Below are 18429 nucleotides of genomic sequence, written 5' to 3' on the forward strand. Positions count from 1 at the left end.
GCGAACGTCTGCAACACGCAGTAGTCAATCGCTTTACATCGTTCGGGAATTGTCACCATGAAACGTCGCTACAGTTGGCCCTTGTGGACTTTCGCGGGAATCGTCGTGCTGCTGATCGCGCTGCACATCGCCCTGCCCTACGTGGTGCGCGATTACCTGAATGACAAACTGGCCAACATGGGCGATTACCGAGGTCAGATCACTGACGTTGACCTGGCGTGGTGGCGCGGCGCCTACAAAATCAACGGTCTGAAGATTGTCAAAGTCGACGGCAAAGTGCCGGTGCCGTTCGTCAATGCGCCGTTGATCGACCTTTCAGTCAGTTGGCACTCGCTGTGGTACGACCATGCCGTCGTCGCTCAAGTGAAGTTCTTCAAACCTGAAATCAACTTCGTCGACGGTGGCGCCAACAAACAGAATTCCCAAACCGGTCAAGGCACCGACTGGCGTGAGCAGTTGGGCAAGTTGTTGCCCATTACCCTCGACGAAGTGCAGATCAACGACGGTCGCATCAGTTTCCGCAACTTCAACTCCAAACCGCCGGTGAACATGAATGCCACTGACGTCAACGCGAGCATCTACAACCTGACCAACGTGGTCGACAAGGAAGGTAAACGCGACGCCCGTTTCGAAGGCAAAGCCTTGCTACTCGGCCACGCACCGCTGGAGACCACCGCCACCTTCGATCCGTTGAGCAATTTTGAAGACTTCGAATTCCGCCTGCGCGCCAAAGATATCGAACTCAAGAGCATGAACGACTTCGCTTCGGCCTACGGCAAGTTCGACTTCAATGCAGGTCACGGCGATGTAGTGATTGAGGCCAAAGCCAAAAAGGCGCAAGTCAACGGCTACATCAAACCCCTGCTGCGTGACGTCGAAGTCTTCAACTGGCAGCAGGACGTGGAAAACAAGAACAAAAGCATCTTCCGCTCCGTCTGGGAAGCGCTGGTCGGCGGCACGGAAACCGTGCTGAAGAATCAGGCGAAAAACCAGTTTGCGACCAAGGTTGAGCTGAGCGGCAATGTGCATCAGCAAAATATCAGCGCGTTTGAAGCGTTTTTGCAGATTTTGCGTAATGGCTTTGTTCAGGCATTCAATGCGCGGTATGAACGGCCCAAGCCGGATGCGGGTTAGGTTTGTTCACATTAGGGGCCGCTTCGCAGCCCGTCGGGGATAAATCCCCTCACCACAGGTGAGTCAACATGTGACGCCCCATTCAGAGACTGAATAAGCCGTCTGCGTTCACAGTCGACCGGCCTGCGCGTTATAGTCGGGCATCCGATTATTTCGCCCCCGCCCTGCCCGTTCAGGTCGGCGTTACCGTTCGAGGATTAGCAGATGAAGTTCGAAGGCACCCAGGCCTACGTCGCCACCGATGACCTGAAGCTGGCGGTCAACGCCGCCATCACCCTGGAGCGGCCGCTGCTGGTCAAGGGCGAGCCGGGCACCGGCAAGACCATGCTCGCCGAGCAACTGGCCGAATCGTTCAATGCCAAGCTGATCACCTGGCACATCAAATCCACCACCAAGGCCCATCAGGGCTTGTACGAGTACGACGCGGTCAGCCGTCTGCGCGACTCGCAGCTGGGCACTGAAAAAGTCCACGACGTGCGCAACTACCTGAAGAAAGGCAAGCTCTGGGAGGCTTTCGAGTCCGAAGAGCGGGTCATTCTGCTGATCGACGAGATCGACAAGGCCGACATCGAGTTCCCCAACGACCTGCTGCAAGAACTCGACAAGATGGAGTTCTACGTTTACGAGATCGACGAGACCATCAAGGCCAAGAAGCGCCCGATCATCATCATTACCTCGAACAACGAGAAAGAACTGCCGGACGCTTTCCTGCGCCGCTGCTTCTTCCACTACATCGCTTTCCCGGATCGCCCGACCCTGCAGAAAATCGTCGACGTGCACTACCCGGACATCAAGAAGGATCTGGTCAGCGAAGCGCTGGACGTGTTCTTCGATGTGCGCAAAGTGCCAGGCCTGAAGAAGAAGCCGTCGACCTCGGAACTGGTCGACTGGCTGAAACTGCTGATGGCCGACAATATTGGCGAAGCGGTGCTGCGCGAACGTGATCCGACCAAAGCCATTCCGCCACTGGCCGGTGCCTTGGTGAAGAACGAACAGGACGTGCAACTGCTTGAGCGTCTGGCGTTCATGAGCCGTCGCGGTTCTCGCTAAGAGGCTGATGCCATGTTGCTCAACCTGTTCAATGAAATGCGTGCCGCCAAGGTGCCGGTGTCGGTGCGCGAGCTGCTCGACCTAATCAACGCGCTGAAACAGCGCGTGACCTTCGCCGACATGGACGAGTTCTATTACTTGTCGCGGGCGATTCTGGTGAAGGACGAGCGCCATTTCGACAAATTCGACCGTGCGTTTGGCGCCTACTTCAATGGCCTCGAAAAGCTCGACGATCACTTACAGGCGCTGATTCCCGAAGACTGGTTGCGCAAGGAGTTCGAACGCTCGCTGAGCGACGAGGAACGCGCGCAAATCCAGTCCCTCGGCGGCCTCGATAAACTGATCGAAGAGTTCAAGAAGCGTCTGGAAGAACAGAAGGAACGTCACGCCGGCGGCAACAAATGGATCGGCACCGGCGGCACCAGCCCGTTTGGCTCCGGCGGCTTCAACCCGGAAGGCATTCGGGTGGGCGATGCCGGCAAGCGTCAGGGCAAAGCGGTAAAAGTCTGGGATCAGCGCGAATACAAGAACCTTGATGATTCGGTGGAACTGGGCACGCGCAACATCAAGGTTGCCCTGCGTCGTCTGCGTAAATTCGCTCGCCAGGGCGCGGCGGAAGAACTTGATATCGACGGCACCATCGATCACACCGCACGCGACGCCGGATTGCTGAATATCCAGATGCGCCCGGAGCGGCGCAACACGGTGAAGCTGTTGTTGCTGTTCGACATCGGCGGCTCGATGGATGCGCACGTGAAGATCTGCGAGGAGTTGTTCTCGGCCTGTAAGACCGAGTTCAAGCATCTGGAGTACTTCTACTTCCACAACTTCGTTTACGAATCGGTGTGGAAGAACAACATGCGCCGCACTTCCGAGCGCACTTCAACCCAGGATCTGCTGCACAAGTACGGCGCTGACTATAAGGTGATTTTCATTGGCGACGCGGCGATGGCGCCTTATGAAATCACCCAGGCCGGCGGCAGTGTCGAGCACTGGAACGAAGAGCCGGGTTATGTGTGGATGCAGCGGTTTATGGAGAAGTACAAGAAACTCATCTGGATTAACCCGTACCCGAAAGATACGTGGGGGTATACCTCGTCGACCAATATCGTCAGGGATTTGATCGAGGATCAGATGTATCCGTTGACGTTGCGTGGGCTTGAGGAAGGGATGCGGTTTTTGTCCAAGTGATCTTTGTTGTCAGTGACGGCCCCTTCGCGAGCAAGCCCGCTCCCACAGTTGAAATGCATTCCAATTGTGGGAGCGGGCTTGCTCGCGAAGCTCTTAGCTTTCTTTAAAGCGCCGCAAATATCCGACATGCTCACGGTGCGCAACGTCCTGCACCACCGGCCGCAACCGCACCTGCGCCCCCGGCAAACACTGCGCCAGCCGCGCCAACGCCAGCGGCGTCAATGCGCCCAACCGTGGATAGCCGCCAATCGTCTGCCGATCATTGAGCAACACAATCGGCTGGCCATCCGGCGGCACCTGCACCGCGCCCAACGGAATCCCCTCGGAAATCATCGGCAGCCCCTGATATTCCAGCGCCTTGCCCAGAAAACGAATACCCATGCGATCAGCGCGACTGTCCAGCGTCCAGGCACTGTTGAACGCATCAAACAAACTCTGCCCGCTGAACTGACCGATCTGTGCGCCGAGCACCAGATCCAGCGGCGCATTCGATTTCAGATCCGGCCGTAAAGCCACAGGCACTTCGCGAACACACAGCGAGTCCCCGTGATAGCTCAGCGTCGACCCTTTGGCCAATGGCAACCCCATGCCATCGAGCCCGCCGAGTTCTTCGCGCACCACCGTCGCGCTGCTGCCCAACACCTTCGGCGCGTCGAAGCCGCCGGGTGCTGCCAGATAAGCCCGCGCGCCAAGCAACGGTTGCGTGAACTGCAGTTTCTGCCCTTTGCCCAATTTGAAACTGCGCCACGGCGCCAACGGCTGACCATCTACCTGCGCGCCAAGATCCGCCCCGGCCAGCGCCAGCAAGCAATCCTCTTCGGCGATCAGCGCAAACCCGCCGAGGGTGATTTCGATCACCGGTACATCCAGCCCATTGCCCAGCAGCCAATTGGCCCAACTCATGGAATTCCAGTCCGCCGCGCCGCCCTGAGTCACGCCCAGATGCCGCACACCAAATCGTCCGGCGTCCTGCAACAGACACAGCGCCGTGCTCGCCTCAATCGTCAATCGGCTCATGCCTGCGCCTCCAGTGGCGTGTCGTCGCCGCCCAGATTGATGAACTCGGCATGGCTCACGGCTTCGAAACGCACGGTGTCGCCGGGTTGCATCAGGCTGTAGCCCTCGCGATGACGATCGAACAGTTTCGCCGGCGTGCGACCGATCAGATTCCAGCCACCGGGCGAGACCACGGGATAGGCTGCGGTTTGCCGCTCAGCGATACCGACGCTGCCAGCGGCGACTTTCTTGCGCGGCGTGTTCAAACGTGGCGCCGCGAGGATTTCTTCGACCAAACCCATAAAGGCAAAACCCGGCGCGAAGCCGAGGGCGAACACCTGATATTCGCGGCCGCTGTGGCGACGGATCACCTCATCCACTGCCAGCCCACTGCGCTCAGCCAGCAAGCTCAACTCTGGCCCGACGCTCAAGTCATACCAGACCGGCAACACATGACATTGACCGGCGGTTCTTGAATTCGGCGACAGATCAATCAGCGCCTCAGCGATCAATTCCCGCGCCTGATTCGGGCTCAAAACCGTCAAATCGTAATGCACCATCAGCGTCGTGTACGACGGCACCAGATCGATCAATTGCGCGCCAAACACCGTACGCAAGCGCTCACTGGCGGCGAGCATCCACGGCATGTTGGCTTCTGCGATTTCATCGAACAGACGCAGCATCAGGCAATCCAGTGCCACCACTTCAATCCTTGGGTTCATTGCGCGTCCTGCTGATTCAAGGCCTCGCGAATGCGCTGCACGGCGGCCACCGAACTGGCGTTGTCGCCGTGCACGCAGAGGGTGTTGGCGTGCAGGCGCAACGCACTGCCATCGCTGGCGGTGAGGTTGCCGCCACGGGCGATGGTCAGCGCTTGCGCGATGATTTTTTCAGGCTCGTGATGCACCGCACCCGGCAGTTGTCGCGAAACCAGTTTGCCGGCGCTGTCATAGGCGCGGTCGGCGAAGGCTTCGAACCACAACATCACGCCATACTCATCACCCATTTGCTGCGCGGCCGAGTTGTCGCGAGTGGCCATCAACATCAGCGGCAGGCTGCTGTCGTAAGCGGCCACGGCCTGAATCACCGCACGCAATTGCGCCGGGTTGGCCATCATGTCGTTGTACATCGCGCCGTGCGGTTTGACGTAACTGACTCGCCCGCCCTGCGCCTTGCAAATGCCGTCGAGGGCGCCTATCTGATAATGCAGGATGTCTTGCAGCTCTTGCGCCGAATACGCCATGGAACGGCGGCCGAAACCGACCAGATCCTGATAAGCCGGATGCGCGCCGATTTTTACGCCGTGGCTCAACGCCAGGCTGACGGTTTTACGCATGATGCTCGGGTCGCCGGCATGGAAACCGCAGGCGATGTTGGCGCAATCGATGAAGGGCATGACCTCGGCGTCCAGACCCATGGTCCAGTTGCCGAAGCTCTCGCCAATGTCGCAATTCAATAGCAGGCGGCTCACGGTGAACACTCCTGTAGGGGCTTGTCTTTTTATCGGTAGGACTGTGCTTCGCAGGTTATCAGTTACTGCGCGTCCAGTTGCTTGCCACGGGTTTCCGGCAGGCTCAATGCCGCGATGATCACCACGCCGTAAGACACCGCCGCGAAAGCACCAATGCCGACACTCAATGGCACAGTCTGGCTAAGCAAACCGATCAGCAGCGGAAACAATGCCGCCAGCGCCCGCCCGATGTTGTAGCAAAAACCCTGCCCCGAACCGCGAATCCGCGTCGGAAACAACTCAGTGAGAAACGCGCCCATGCCGCTGAAAATCCCTGAGGCGAAAAAGCCCAGCGGAAAGCCCAGCCACAGCATCACGCCGTTACTCACCGGCAATTGCGTATAGAGCAAAACGATGGTGAACGAGCCGACCGCGAACAGAATGAAATTCTTTTTGCGGCCAAGCAGATCGGTCAGATAGGCGCTGATCACGTAACCGACGTAAGAGCCGACAATCACCATCGCCAGATAACCGCCAGTACCGAGTACGCTCAAACCGCGTTCGTTCTTGAGGAAGGTCGGCAGCCAGGAAGTGATCGCGTAATAACCGCCCAAAGCTCCCGTGGTCAGCAGCGAAGCGCGGAACGTGGTGAAGAGCATGCCCGGCGCGAAGATCTCGTAAAATTTCGATTGATTCTCCGGCGTTTGTCGGGCCTTGGCTTCGCGATAGATCTCCGGATCCTTGACCAGACGGCGGACGAAAATCACAAAAATCGCCGGTACGATGCCGAGGATGAACAGCGCGCGCCAGGCGTCTTCCGGCGGCAACACCGAGAACAGCAGCGCATACAGAATCGCCGTCAGGCCCCAGCCCAGCGCCCACCCGGATTGCACCATGCCCACCGCTTTGCCGCGATCCTTGGCGCGGATCACCTCGCCGATCAGCACCGCGCCGGCCGTCCATTCGCCGCCGAAACCGAAGCCCATCAGGGTGCGGGCGATCAGCAGTTGTTCGTAGTTTTGCGCGAAGCCGCAGAGAAAAGTGAAGAAGGCGAACCACAGCACCGTCAGTTGCAGGGTGCGCACGCGGCCGATGCGGTCGGAGAGAATTCCGGCAACCCAACCGCCAATCGCTGAAGCAATCAGCGTGCTGGTATGGATCAGACCGGCCTCGCCGGTGGTGATGCCCCACATCGCAATCAGCGTCGGCACGACGAAGCTGAGCATCTGCGTGTCCATGCCGTCCAGACCGTAGCCGATCTTGCAGTTCCAGAAGGTGCGGCGCTCCTGCTGATTGATGTTGCGATACCAGTCGAACGGCCCCGGACGCGCCGGTGCCGGGGATGCTTCTAGGGTGTCGGGAGCACTCATGGCTTATCTCCGCAGGTTTTTTATTGGTCTTGTTCGTAGCCCCGACGACGCCTATCGTGGGAACCGGATGCGCCGATTTTTCGTCGCCCGGGCGTGCTGCGTCCAACGAATAAAAACCCGCCTTAGGCATAAGAAAAATTTGTCACCCGAGCCTTGCCCATGAACCTGAAGTTTCTCGAGACCTTTGTCTGGGTCGCCCGCCTGAAAAGTTTTCGCCTGACCGCCGACAAGCTGTTCACCACCCAGGCATCGATTTCCAGCCGCATTGCGGTGCTGGAGGGCGAGCTGGGGGTGAAGCTGTTTCTGCGCGATTCGCGCGGTGTCAGCCTGACGCCCGAGGGTCTGAAAGTGCTCGACTATGCCGAGCAGATGCTCGACACCATGTCAGCGCTGAAGCAGTCGATCGAGACTCGCTCAAGCAAGGTCGGCCGCGTGCGCATCGGCGTGATGGACACGGTGATCCACACCTGGCTGAGCCCGTTGGTGGCGCAGATGACCGATCTGTATCCGCGCGTGGAAATCGAGCTGGTGGCGGATACCTCGCTGAACCTCTGCGATCAGCTGCAAAAAGGTTTTCTCGATATCGTTCTGCAAACCGATCTGGTGCGCCACGAAAGTGTGCGCAGCCTGGAACTGGCCAGCCATCCGCTGGGCTGGATCGTCGCCAGTAATTCGATCTACAACCGCGACTACGCCGACCTCGCTGAACTGGCGCAGGAACGCATCATCACCTACTCGAAAAACTCGCGACCGCATCAGGATCTTCTGGCGTTGATGCAGGCGAACGGCGTACTGGCGCCGCGTTTGAATTGCGTGAATTCGGTGTCAGCGATTACCCGGTTATTGCGCGATGGATTCGGGATTGGCGTGCTGCCGCCGGTGTTGGTGGCGGAGGAATTGGCGCGGGGGGAATTGACCTTGCTGAACATCGATCAGCGGCCACCGGACTTGCAGGTGGTGGTGTCGTGGCGGGTGGGGGTTGAGTGGGTCGAGGAGATTGTGACGTTGTGTCAGCAGGTGTTGGCGGGGTATGCGCAGAAGGTTGGTGATGGGTATGTGGTTTTGACCCCTTAACAGCAAAAGATCGCAGCCTTCGGCAGCTCCTACATGATCGTTCCCACGCTCCGCGTGGGAATGATCATCATCTTGTGCTGTTACAACCCGCGCACGTCGCGGTCTTCGATCGGGCGGCTCTGGCGCAAACGTCGGCCGCCGAGCACGACCCAGTCAATCAGACGGAACACGCATTCGATCCCGAACGACAGCAACAGCGCGCCGCTCATGCCCCAGATCATCGCTTCCGGGGTCAGCAGAATCTGATAGCTGTAGCCATTCCAGGTTTCCTTGCGAATATCCGGATCCGCCGCCAGCACCACTTGCAGGAAGCGGATGTACCAAGGGCCCTGCATCGCCTGGAACTGCTTGTCCAACGCCACCTGACGGGTGAGCAAAGTGTTCAGGCTATCCGCATCGCTACGGAATATCGGATCTTCACTGGCACGATAATGCGCAACCAGCGCTTGCATATCACCTTTGAAAAACTGATCGGCCGTGCCTTGAAAGCCGCGCAATCCGGCCTGCGCTTCAATCAGATGCGCTTCGACGCGTTTTGCGTAATCGTTGATGAAGCCCGGCACCTGGACACCGATCAACAGGCCCGCCGCGAACAACACCAGCCGTAGATAACTGAGCAACATGGCGCGCAATCCTTATTCGGTCTTACCCTGGCTGACGCATTCGCCGCGTCGCCACAGGCTCCATTGGCCCGGTTCGTAGCGGTGTCCAGGTTTCGTTTTCGGTCAACGGTTCGGTGGCAATCACGGTGACCACGTCGTTGGGCGTGGTTTCCGCCTGGAAATCGACGATCACATCGACATCCTTCAAGCGCGCCGGGCCGAACGGTGCGCGCCGGGTGATCTGTGCCAGTTTGGTCGAGCAATAGCAGAACAGCCAGTCGCCATCGCTGAGCAGGCAGTTGAACACGCCTTTGCTGCGGTATTCGGCGCAGGCGGCGACCAGATCCGGCAACAGTTCTTCAATATCGACCGGCTCCGGAAAGGCTGCACGCACGCGGTTGAGCAAATCGCAGAACGCCGCCTCGCTGTCGGTATCGCCGACCGGGCGATAGAAACTTTTGATCGGGGTGAAATCGGCGAGTTGGCCGTTGTGCGCGAAGCACCAGTTGCGGCCCCACAGTTCGCGGACGAATGGGTGGGTGTTGGAGAGGCAGACTTTGCCAACGTTGGCTTGGCGAATGTGGCCGATGACCACTTCGCTTTTGATCGGATAGCGTTGCACCAGATTGGCGACTTCCGACTCGCTGCTGGCCGCCGGATCCTGAAACAGGCGCAAGCCACGACCTTCGTAAAACGCGATGCCCCAGCCGTCGCGGTGCGGGCCGGTTCGCCCGCCACGCTGCATCAGGCCGGTGAAGCTGAACACGATATCGGTCGGCACGTTGGCACTCATGCCCAGTAATTCACACATGTGCGGACTCTCGGGATTACAGGCGCGGCTCGACCCGCGTGCGCTGCGGATTGCTCGGGACTGGCGGACGACCGTAGCGGTCATCGCCGACGCCGCCGAACGGTTGATCGTCATCGCAATCATCGGCACGGGCGGCAGCTTTGGCGGCTTCTGCCTGCTCGCGGCGAGCACGGGACGCGCGTTCGATTGGCAGACGGATCAACACGAAGATCAGGTAAATACCGAGGGCGATCATGCTGTACATGAACAGATCGGAGATCGCTCGCCACGCGTTGTTGCCGACCTTGAACGCCAGATCCAGCGCGGTAATGGCGATAGACGGCGCAACTTTGGCTTTCACCGGGTCAATGATGGTCGGACTGAACAGCAACACCGCCATGAGCACCCGCAGCGGCTCGCGCAGGTAGCGCCACATCCAGGTGGTCAGGCGCATCCATACCAACAGGCAGCCTACGGCGGCAAAGGCGTAGAGGCCCCAGGCGATCAGATAGTCGTTCTCGGTCATGGTGTCCATGGCAAGGCAGGCAAAGAGGCGCTTATAGTAACGACTTTTCGCCCGTCCGGCTTGTCCCAATAGACACAAGACCTGTAGGAGTGAGCCTGCTCGCGATGACGGACTGCCAGTCGGCATTGATGTTGAAGCTGCCGGCCTCATCGCGAGCAGGCTCACTCCTACAGAGGTTGCAGTGTTTCCAGGATTTGCGAAACCCCCTATTCCGTACATTGTTCGAGAGCCTTCCATGCCCCAATCCGCCAACGTCAGCAGTGCTCCGATTGCCCACAAGGCGCCCGGCGCCGACCCGTATGCCTGGCTGCAGGAACGCGACACCGACGCGGTGCTTGATTACCTCAAGGCTGAAAACGCCTGGCAGGAAGCGCAAACCGCCGATCAGGCCGAGCTGCGCGAAACGCTGTTCGAAGAGATCAAGGGCCGAATTCTCGAAACCGACCTGTCCCTGCCCTCGCCATGGGGCCCGTACCTGTATTACACGCGCACCACCGCTGGCGACGAATACGCGCGGCACTATCGCTGCCCGCGTCCAGCCGACGACAGCCTGACCCTTGATGAAAGTCGCGAACAACTGTTGCTCGACCCGAACGTACTGGCCAATGGCGGTTTCTTCTCGCTGGGCGCGTTCAGCATCAGCCCCGATCATCAGCGGCTGGCCTACAGCGTCGACGCCACGGGTGATGAGATTTACACGCTGTTCGTTAAAGAACTGTCCAACGACAAGGTCAGTGAGCTGGAATTCGAAGACTGCGACGGCAGCATGACCTGGGCCAACGACAGCCTGACCCTGTTCTTCGGCGAACTCGACGACACCCATCGCCCGCACAAACTGCTGCGCTATCGCCTCGATGGCACCGCCGCTGAAGAAGTCTTCACTGAGACGGACGGTCGCTTTTTCCTGCATTGCTACCGTTCCAGCTCCGAGCAGCAATTGCTGCTGTCGCTGGGCAGCAAGACCACCAGCGAAGTCTGGGTGCTCGATGCCAATCAGCCGCACTTGCCGTTCACCTGCCTGGCGCCACGGGTCGAGGATCACGAGTACGACGTCGATCACGGCCTGCTCGACGGCGAGTGGACATGGTTTATCCGCACCAACCGCGACGGCATCAACTACGCGCTGTATCAGGCGCCGGACACCGGCATCGCGCCGACCGAAGCCGACTGGCAAAACCTGATCCCGCACAGCGACACGGTGATGCTCGACGGCGTCAGCCTCAACACCGAAGCCATGACTTTGAGCCTGCGCGAAGGTGGCCTGCCGATCATCGAAGTTCACCCACAAGGCCTGGCGCCTTATCGCGTGCAATTACCGGACGCGGCCTACAGCCTCTATGTGCAAAACAGCCTGGAATTCGAAAGCGATCGTATTCGTCTGCGCTATGAAGCACTGAATCGTCCGGCTCAGGTGCGCCAGTTCGTGCCCTCGCCACTGGCGAACAAACCGTGCTGAAAGAAACCCCGGTGCTCGGCCCGTTTGACGCCGACGCCTATGTCAGCCAGCGCCTGTGGGCCACCGCGCCGGACGGTACGCAAGTGCCGATCAGCCTGGTGATGAAGCGCGAAATGCTCGGCAAACCGGTGCCGCTGTATCTGTACGGTTATGGCGCTTACGGTTCCAGTCTGGATCCTTGGTTCTCCCATGCGCGTTTGAGTCTGCTCGATCGTGGCATGGCCTTTGCCATTGCTCATGTGCGCGGCGGCGGTGAGCTGGGTGAAGCGTGGTATCGCGCTGGTAAGCAGGAACACAAACAGAACACCTTCAGCGACTTCATTGCATGCGCCGAATTCTTGATCCTCAACGGCATCACCACGGCTGAAAAACTGGCGATCAGCGGCGGCAGCGCCGGTGGTTTGCTGATCGGCGCCGTGTTGAACCAGCGTCCGGATCTGTTCGCCGTGGCAATTGCCGAAGTGCCGTTCGTCGACGTGCTCAATACCATGCTCGACCCGGAACTGCCGCTGACCGTCACCGAGTACGACGAGTGGGGCAATCCCGAGGAGCCGGACGTCTACGAGCGGATCAAGGCTTACGCGCCATACGAAAACGTCAGCGCGCAGGATTATCCGGCGACGCTGGTGATTGCCGGCTACAACGACAGCCGCGTGCAGTATTGGGAAGCGGCCAAGTGGGTGGCGAAACTGCGCGCGACCAAGACTGACGACAATGTGTTGCTGCTCAAGACCGAACTGGGCGCCGGACATGGCGGGATGAGCGGGCGTTATCAGGGATTACGTGACGTAGCGCTCGAATACGCATTTGTTTTCAAGGTTTTGGGCCTGGCCTGAGGAACTCCGTCGGTCACTTGGGTCTTAATTCCAGACCCATTGTGGCGAGGGGATTTATCCCCGTTGGGCTGCGAAGCGGCCCCAAAACCTGCAAACTCAGTATTCCTGAAGCACCGAGTTGGCAGGATTTGCGACTGCTGCGCAGCCGAGCGGGGATAAATCCCCTCGCCACAAAAGCCCGTTCCTACGGGATCCGTGTATAGCCTTGAAATGTGAAAACAATAAAGACCGCACCGACATGTCAGAACCAACCTTCCTGAACAATGAAATCCGCGACTGGCTGATGGACTGTGGCCTGTTCGATCAATTGCAACTGGCCGACTTCGCCGCCGCCTCGGGCTACTTCAGCATCAGCACCGTGGCTGAAGGCGAAGCGATTTTCCGCGAGGGCGATGCCGGCAGTTTCATGTGCATCCTCCACACCGGCCAGGTCGCCGTGCAGAAAACCGGGCCCGACGGCCAGGTCATCACCATGGCCACCCTGCGCAGCGGCCGCGCCTTTGGTGAAATGGCCGTGCTCGATGGCGAACGACGCTCGGCAACGTGCGTGGCAGCGACGAACTGTCAGCTATTGAACCTGGGCAAGGACTCGCTGGAAAAAATGCTCAACGACGCGCCGAAGATCGCCGCGAAAATCATCCGCGCCCTCGCCGTCTCTCTGTCGAAACGTCTGCGCATGGCCGACGGCCAACTGGCGGCGCAACAGGTTTAACCGCCGGGGGACTTAGTCTTGGTGCCGGTTGGCTCAATGCCCGGCACTGGTTGATCCTTGCTCGGCGGGCTGGGCATTTCGATCGGCACCAGCGGTGGGCTGCCACTGCCGGGGCCGGACTTGGGAATGTTGAACGGCGTGATAGGCGGGTACGGCGTCGGTGTCGCAGTGCCCGGCGCGCCGGGCTGCGGCGTCGGGCTGACCGGAATGGTCTGCTGCGCCTGCACCGCAGTAATCGAGAGCGCGGCCAGGGCAATGACCGTTAGAATGGTGCGCTTCATCAAGGGCTCCGTTTGGCCTTAGTCTGCGCTCAGGCTACTCCCAACGGGCCTGCTTGCCTTCCCCCTTGTAGAGATTTCCATGAAACGTTTCGTTCTGCTCGACACCACCCCGATCCCTGAAAGCGGCGGTGCCCTGTGCCTGTTCGAGTATGGCGAGGATTTTGTCATCAAGATCCAGGGCGGCGACGGCGGGCAATTGATGAACACGCGCATGCACGGTTCCGAAGATGCGCTGGCCGAAATTCCCTGCCGCAAGGTCGCTGGCCGGCCGAATTCGCGGGTGCTGATCGGCGGTCTGGGCATGGGTTTCACCCTCGCCTCGGCGCTCAAGCATCTGGGCAAGACTGCCGAAGTCGTGGTCGCCGAGCTGGTGCCCGGCGTGGTCGAGTGGAACCGTGGCCCGCTCGGCGAGAAGTCCGGTCGTCCGCTGCTGGATCCGCGCACCGTCATCCGTCAGGAAGACGTGGCCAAAGTGCTGCAAAGCGAGCCGAACGGCTTCGACGCGATCATGCTCGACGTCGACAACGGCCCCGAAGGTCTGACCCAGAAGGCCAATAGCTGGCTGTACTCCGCCGCTGGTCTGAATGCCTGCGCCAAGGCATTGCGTCCGAAAGGCGTATTGGCGGTGTGGTCGGCCAGCGCTGATCGGCTGTTTTCCGACAAATTGAAGAAGGCCGGGTTCAAGGCCGAGGAAGTCCAGGTCTTCGCCCACGGCAACAAGGGCACGCGCCACACGATCTGGATTGCCGAGAAGCTCAAGGGCTGAGCTAAACTCTGCCCATAACCGTCATTAGTCTTTTACAAAGGTGAACCCATGAGTTCGTCCACCCCAACCAACACGTCGAAGCTGGATCGCATCCTCGCCGACAACCAGCGCGACAAGGAAATGGGCTACCGCGACAAAGCCCTGAAGATGTACCCGCACGTCTGTGGCCGCTGCACCCGTGAATTTTCCGGCAAGCGCCTGAGCGAACTGACCGTGCATCACCGCGATCACAACCACGACAACAACCCGCAGGACGGCTCGAACTGGGAGCTGTTGTGCCTGTATTGCCACGATAACGAGCACTCGCGCTATACCGATCAGCAGTACTTCAGCGAAGGCTCGCTGAGCACGCCGAAGATCGCCAAGGCCACGCATAACCCGTTTGCCGCCCTTGCCGGGTTGATGAAGAAAGAAGATTAAAAAGCAAAAGATCGCAGCCTTCGGCAGCTCCTACAGGGTGTACGCCATCCAAATGTAGGAGCTGCCGAAGGCTGCGATCTTTTGATCTTATCCCCGTATAATCGCGCTCTTTTTTCCCGAAGGCACCCCGCTCGTGGCAGACAAACGGTACAGCTGCATTGGTTTGTACAACCCCAAATCACCGGAGAACGTCGGTTCGGTGATGCGCGCCGCAGGCTGCTACGGCGTGGCGTCAGTGTTCTACACCGGCAAGCGTTATGAACGCGCCGCCGACTTCGTCACCGACACCAAACGCGTGCACTACGACATCCCGCTGATCGGCATCGATGATCTGAAAAAAATCCTCCCGCTCAACTGCGTGCCCGTCGCCGTGGAACTGGTCGAAGGCGCCCGTCCGCTACCTGAATACACCCACCCGGATCGCGCCCTGTACATCTTCGGCCCTGAAGACGGTTCGCTGGATAAAGAGATCCGCGACTGGTGCGAAGACGTCGTGTACATCCCGACCACCGGCTGCATGAACCTCGCTGCCACCGTCAACGTCGTGCTCTACGACCGCATGGCCAAAGGCCTGAACACCCGCTCCGGGCCGAAATTCCGCTGAAGCGTGGCACATCCGATGGAACAAGCTGACCGCTCGCGCAGTCAGCTTATTTATCCATTACTCATAGCCTGGAGAAAGATCATGACCGAGCTCAAACGCGTCGAACGTATCGAATCCACCCCGTTTCAGAGCCGTTCCGAGCAGAACGTCGAAGGCTGGGAGCGCATCGGCTCGCTGGCCGGTGGCGTGATCATGGTCGGCAAGGGCCTGCGCCGTGGCGGTGTGTTCGGTTTGATTCAGGTGGCGATTGGCGGTGTGGCCATGGCGCGCGGTATCACCGGACACAGTTCGGTGAAAAGCCTGATCGAGAAGAGTCGTCAGGACATGAATAACGTGCGGGCGAAGATCGAACGTGCCGGGGAAGAGTTGAGCAAGCTGAAGGCGAATGCCGAAGCGGCGACCAGCTCGGCGACAGTGACCGGGAATGATTCGGTGAAATCGCCGAAAGCCGGGGTTTGATCCAGCATTTGCGCTGGGGCTGATGGCCCCTTCGCGAGCAAGTCCGCTCCCACATTTGAAATGCATTCCCCTGTGGGAGCGGTCTTGCTCGCGAAAGCGGTATTACTGTAGTAACTCGGTATCAAGGACTTTAGAGGACTCGCCGAGCACGCTCTCAGCCAGTTGCACAAACTCTTTAGTACTCACCGTCCCCAAATGCATCGCCCCACGCAACACGTCATCCAGCGAACGTTTATTGCGGGTCTTCAAACGAATCTCGCGATCCAGTTCCTGCAACACAATCACGGCTTTTGCTACCTGCGCCGGGCTGATCTGCTCACCGCGCAGTGTCGTGACTTTCTGGCTGTCCCTCGCCAGTTTCGCCTGCAGACTCTGATAGCGCTCATCACTCATGCCACCGGCGCGGCGCAGCAGTTCGATCGCGTAATACTCGGCAAAGCCTTCGCTGATCCAGTCGCTGCGCTGCTCGTCGTTGATCCGCCCAAACACCTGCGCCAGTTCACGCATCAGCGCACTGCTGCCGCTTTCACTGACCAGCGGCAAGCGCGTGTTCACGTAGATCGATTCATGCGCACCGAGGCTGCCGCGCCACATCGGGTCGTTGGCGCCGACGATCAGCAGTTTGGTGGGATGACGTGGATAAACCGCCTGCACCTGCGGCCAGACGAAGGTCAGCAACGTCAGTACGTCCATGCGCCTCATGCCCTGCCCTTGCGGTGAGGCGACGGTGACTTCGGTTTCGCCCAGGCGCGTGCGACGGCTGCCGAGCTTGCCGGCGAGCATCCAGCCGGTGGGGCGGTCGAACAGGCGTGAAGGGTTGTCGATGCGGAATTTGTTTTTGCCGATTCGTGGCCAGGCGGTTTCGACGCTTTTCCAGCCATCGGGCAATTCGAATTGCAGACGCGAGACCAGCTCCGTGCCGTCCTGCTGATCGAGTTTGGCCGGCGGCACCAGTTCATCACCGCGCAGCAGCGCCCAGCTCGGCGTCATGCGTGTGTCGAAGCTGCCGTTTTTGCGGCCGTGGCTGATGCGCACGCGGTAGGTCAGGCTGGCCTTGGCACTGGTCGGGCGCCAGACGCCGCGCGCGTGTTTGCCGGGAGTCAGCAGCCATTGGCCATCGGCTTTGAAGTCGCTGTAATGGCTGCCGTCGCCAAGGTCGAAATCGAGGCTGCGCACGGCTTCGCCTTTGGCCAGGGTCAGGCGCACTTCGGCCTGATCGCTCTGTGGCAACAGGCGTATGTGGTAATCGAGATCGACTTTTTTTGCTGCCCAGACGGGCGCACTGAACATCAGCAGGCCGATCAGCAACGCTCGCAGCAAACCCACAGCCATACCCACTCCTTGTGGCAGTCAGAATTATTGTGTGAGTGCTGCGCACTCAATATCGGGAGCAAGCTCCCTCGCTACAGGTTATCCCGTTAGCCAGCGCGGAAAATCAGGTGATCTTCCCAGTCATCTTCCGGCACACTGCCTTCGGCGAGCATACGCCCGGATTGTGAAATTCGTTCGAGGTGCACCGCCTCGCGATCACCACTCACCAAGTGATGCCACGACGGCAGATCCTTGCCCTCGCTGACCAGTCGATAGGCGCAGGTCGGCGGCAGCCATTTGAATTCTTCGGCCTGGCCCGGGGTGAGCTGGATGCAATCCGGGACAAACTTGATGCGATTCGGGTAATCGCTGCACTGGCAGGTGTTCAGATCCAGCAGTTTGCAGGCGATGCGCGTGTAATAGACGCTGTTGTCTTCTTCATCCTCGAGTTTTTGCAGGCAGCACAGACCACAGCCGTCGCACAGCGATTCCCATTCCTGGTGATCCAGTTGATCAAGGGTTTTGTGTTTCCAGAACGGTTCGACTTCGGCGGCCATGGCTCAAGCATCAACATCAGGTGGTGAAAGGCCGCCAGTCTAGTGCCCCGGGCCGCGCGGGCCAAGCGCTGGCGACTGTCGGTAAATCGCGCTTGTCAGCCTCAGCGCTGCCGAGTAGGGTTTTGCCTCGAATTCATTTACTCAAACGTAGCCAGGAATCTCTTGATGAGTGCCAACCCTCGCGTTGCCGAATACGCCATTCACCCGCAGTTCACCGACCGTTGGTCGCCGCGCGCTTTCACCGGCGAAGCGATCCCGGAAGAGACCCTGCTGAGCTTCTTCGAAGCCGCCCGCTGGGCACCGTCGGCGTACAACTCGCAGCCATGGCGTTTCCTCTACGCGCGCCGCGACACGCCGAACTGGCAGCGTTATCTGGGTCTGCTCAATGAATTCAACCGTAGCTGGGCGCAGCATGCGTCGGCACTGGTGATCGTGATTTCAAAAACCACCTTCACGGCACCGGGCGCGACCGAAGAAACCCCGGCGCTGTGGCACACCTTCGACACCGGTTCGGCGTGGGGCCATCTGGCGCTGCAAGCGAGCATCAGCGGCTGGCACACCCACGGCATGGCCGGCTTCGATCAGGAGCTGACGCGCAAGGAGCTGAATATTCCTGAAGGTTATGCGCTGCATGCCGCTGTTGCGGTAGGCAAACTGGGTGACAAGGCAACGCTGGCGGATTACCTGCAAGCACGCGAAGAGCCAAGCCCGCGTCGTCCGCTGAGCGAACTGGCAGCTGAAGGCGACTTCACCCTCTAAGCCACACCGCAAAACCAATTGTAGGAGTGAGCCTGCTCGCGATGAGGCCGTAACATTCAAAATCATCATTGACTGTTACACCGCT

19 protein-coding genes and 2 pseudogenes are annotated in these 18429 nt (G+C 59.5%); 11 read left to right on the top strand and 10 right to left on the bottom strand.

Annotation, left to right across the window (positions count from 1 at the left end):
• Positions 1–57: 57 nt before the first annotated feature.
• The 3 genes from ACZZ0D_RS16995 to ACZZ0D_RS17005 all read left to right on the top strand — a co-directional run bounded on the left by ACZZ0D_RS16995 (position 58) and on the right by ACZZ0D_RS17005 (position 3375).
• On the top strand, positions 58–1134 hold the full coding sequence (locus tag ACZZ0D_RS16995) for a DUF748 domain-containing protein (protein ID WP_008085924.1): 1077 nt from the start codon (positions 58–60) through the stop codon (positions 1132–1134).
• Positions 1135–1338: 204 nt separating this feature from the next.
• Positions 1339–2184, top strand: a complete 846-nt coding sequence (locus ACZZ0D_RS17000) for an AAA family ATPase (RefSeq protein ID WP_064119651.1) — start codon at positions 1339–1341, stop codon at positions 2182–2184.
• A gap of 12 nt (positions 2185–2196) precedes the next feature.
• Positions 2197–3375 (top strand): vWA domain-containing protein, encoded by a 1179-nt coding sequence (locus ACZZ0D_RS17005; RefSeq protein WP_008085921.1) that lies wholly within the window; start codon positions 2197–2199, stop codon positions 3373–3375.
• 93 nt (positions 3376–3468) lie between these two features.
• Here the strand turns inward: ACZZ0D_RS17005 and ACZZ0D_RS17010 are convergent, their stop codons facing one another.
• The 4 genes from ACZZ0D_RS17010 to ACZZ0D_RS17025 form a co-directional block, all read right to left on the bottom strand.
• Entirely contained in the window at positions 3469–4392 is a 924-nt protein-coding gene (locus ACZZ0D_RS17010) for a 5-oxoprolinase subunit C family protein (protein WP_463553840.1), read from the bottom strand.
• Positions 4389–5093 carry a 5-oxoprolinase subunit B family protein gene (locus ACZZ0D_RS17015; protein WP_463553841.1) on the bottom strand — a complete coding sequence of 235 codons (705 nt, stop codon included), beginning with the start codon at positions 5091–5093 and terminating at the stop codon, positions 4389–4391. Before ACZZ0D_RS17015 ends, ACZZ0D_RS17010 begins: the two co-directional genes overlap by 4 nt.
• Complete coding sequence (locus ACZZ0D_RS17020) at positions 5090–5842, bottom strand: 5-oxoprolinase subunit PxpA (RefSeq protein WP_463553842.1); 753 nt, start codon at positions 5840–5842, stop codon at positions 5090–5092. Before ACZZ0D_RS17020 ends, ACZZ0D_RS17015 begins: the two co-directional genes overlap by 4 nt.
• A gap of 62 nt (positions 5843–5904) precedes the next feature.
• Positions 5905–7191 (bottom strand): MFS transporter, encoded by a 1287-nt coding sequence (locus tag ACZZ0D_RS17025; protein WP_463553843.1) that lies wholly within the window; start codon positions 7189–7191, stop codon positions 5905–5907.
• A gap of 159 nt (positions 7192–7350) precedes the next feature.
• Between ACZZ0D_RS17025 and ACZZ0D_RS17030 the strand changes: the two genes are divergently transcribed.
• On the top strand, positions 7351–8265 hold the full coding sequence (locus tag ACZZ0D_RS17030) for a LysR family transcriptional regulator (RefSeq protein WP_463553844.1): 915 nt from the start codon (positions 7351–7353) through the stop codon (positions 8263–8265).
• Positions 8266–8345: 80 nt separating this feature from the next.
• Here the strand turns inward: ACZZ0D_RS17030 and ACZZ0D_RS17035 are convergent, their stop codons facing one another.
• The 3 genes and pseudogenes from ACZZ0D_RS17035 to ACZZ0D_RS17045 all read right to left on the bottom strand — a co-directional run bounded on the left by ACZZ0D_RS17035 (position 8346) and on the right by ACZZ0D_RS17045 (position 10192).
• The gene (locus ACZZ0D_RS17035; RefSeq protein WP_463553845.1) at positions 8346–8888 is read right to left on the bottom strand and encodes a DUF2937 family protein; all 543 of its coding nucleotides are present in this window, start codon (positions 8886–8888) and stop codon (positions 8346–8348) included.
• A 12-nt stretch (positions 8889–8900) separates the two neighbouring features.
• Positions 8901–9678: pseudogene (locus tag ACZZ0D_RS17040) on the bottom strand (class II glutamine amidotransferase).
• A gap of 16 nt (positions 9679–9694) precedes the next feature.
• The gene (locus ACZZ0D_RS17045; RefSeq protein WP_463553846.1) at positions 9695–10192 is read right to left on the bottom strand and encodes an MFS transporter; all 498 of its coding nucleotides are present in this window, start codon (positions 10190–10192) and stop codon (positions 9695–9697) included.
• A gap of 226 nt (positions 10193–10418) precedes the next feature.
• Here ACZZ0D_RS17045 and ACZZ0D_RS17050 point away from each other — a divergent pair.
• Positions 10419–12475, top strand: a pseudogene (locus ACZZ0D_RS17050) (S9 family peptidase).
• A gap of 238 nt (positions 12476–12713) precedes the next feature.
• Entirely contained in the window at positions 12714–13187 is a 474-nt protein-coding gene (locus ACZZ0D_RS17055) for a cyclic nucleotide-binding domain-containing protein (RefSeq protein WP_034153174.1), read from the top strand.
• Here the strand turns inward: ACZZ0D_RS17055 and ACZZ0D_RS17060 are convergent.
• On the bottom strand, positions 13184–13468 hold the full coding sequence (locus ACZZ0D_RS17060) for a hypothetical protein (RefSeq protein WP_422608479.1): 285 nt from the start codon (positions 13466–13468) through the stop codon (positions 13184–13186). The genes ACZZ0D_RS17055 and ACZZ0D_RS17060 overlap by 4 nt on opposite strands.
• A 79-nt stretch (positions 13469–13547) precedes the next feature.
• On the opposite strand from ACZZ0D_RS17060, the gene ACZZ0D_RS17065 reads away from it, so the two are divergent.
• From ACZZ0D_RS17065 to ACZZ0D_RS17080, 4 genes are all read left to right on the top strand, one after another.
• Positions 13548–14234 (top strand): spermidine synthase, encoded by a 687-nt coding sequence (locus tag ACZZ0D_RS17065; RefSeq protein ID WP_093438218.1) that lies wholly within the window; start codon positions 13548–13550, stop codon positions 14232–14234.
• A gap of 48 nt (positions 14235–14282) precedes the next feature.
• Entirely contained in the window at positions 14283–14654 is a 372-nt protein-coding gene (locus tag ACZZ0D_RS17070) for a YajD family HNH nuclease (protein WP_007911336.1), read from the top strand.
• A 133-nt stretch (positions 14655–14787) separates the two neighbouring features.
• Positions 14788–15258: an RNA methyltransferase gene (locus ACZZ0D_RS17075; protein ID WP_007911337.1), complete on the top strand. Its 471-nt coding sequence runs from the start codon at positions 14788–14790 to the stop codon at positions 15256–15258.
• Between the two features lie 81 nt (positions 15259–15339).
• Entirely contained in the window at positions 15340–15717 is a 378-nt protein-coding gene (locus tag ACZZ0D_RS17080; RefSeq protein ID WP_008087099.1) for a YgaP family membrane protein, read from the top strand.
• A 102-nt stretch (positions 15718–15819) separates the two neighbouring features.
• Here the strand turns inward: ACZZ0D_RS17080 and ACZZ0D_RS17085 are convergent, their stop codons facing one another.
• Positions 15820–17049 carry a hypothetical protein gene (locus ACZZ0D_RS17085; protein WP_463553847.1) on the bottom strand — a complete coding sequence of 410 codons (1230 nt, stop codon included), beginning with the start codon at positions 17047–17049 and terminating at the stop codon, positions 15820–15822.
• Between the two features lie 86 nt (positions 17050–17135).
• Positions 17136–17585: a YcgN family cysteine cluster protein gene (locus ACZZ0D_RS17090; RefSeq protein ID WP_463553848.1), complete on the bottom strand. Its 450-nt coding sequence runs from the start codon at positions 17583–17585 to the stop codon at positions 17136–17138.
• Between the two features lie 165 nt (positions 17586–17750).
• On the opposite strand from ACZZ0D_RS17090, the gene ACZZ0D_RS17095 reads away from it, so the two are divergent.
• Positions 17751–18344, top strand: coding sequence for a nitroreductase family protein (locus ACZZ0D_RS17095; protein ID WP_053118102.1), 594 nt, complete (start codon positions 17751–17753; stop codon positions 18342–18344).
• Positions 18345–18429 lie beyond the last annotated feature (85 nt).

This window comes from Pseudomonas sp. AC193, from assembly GCF_979258075.1.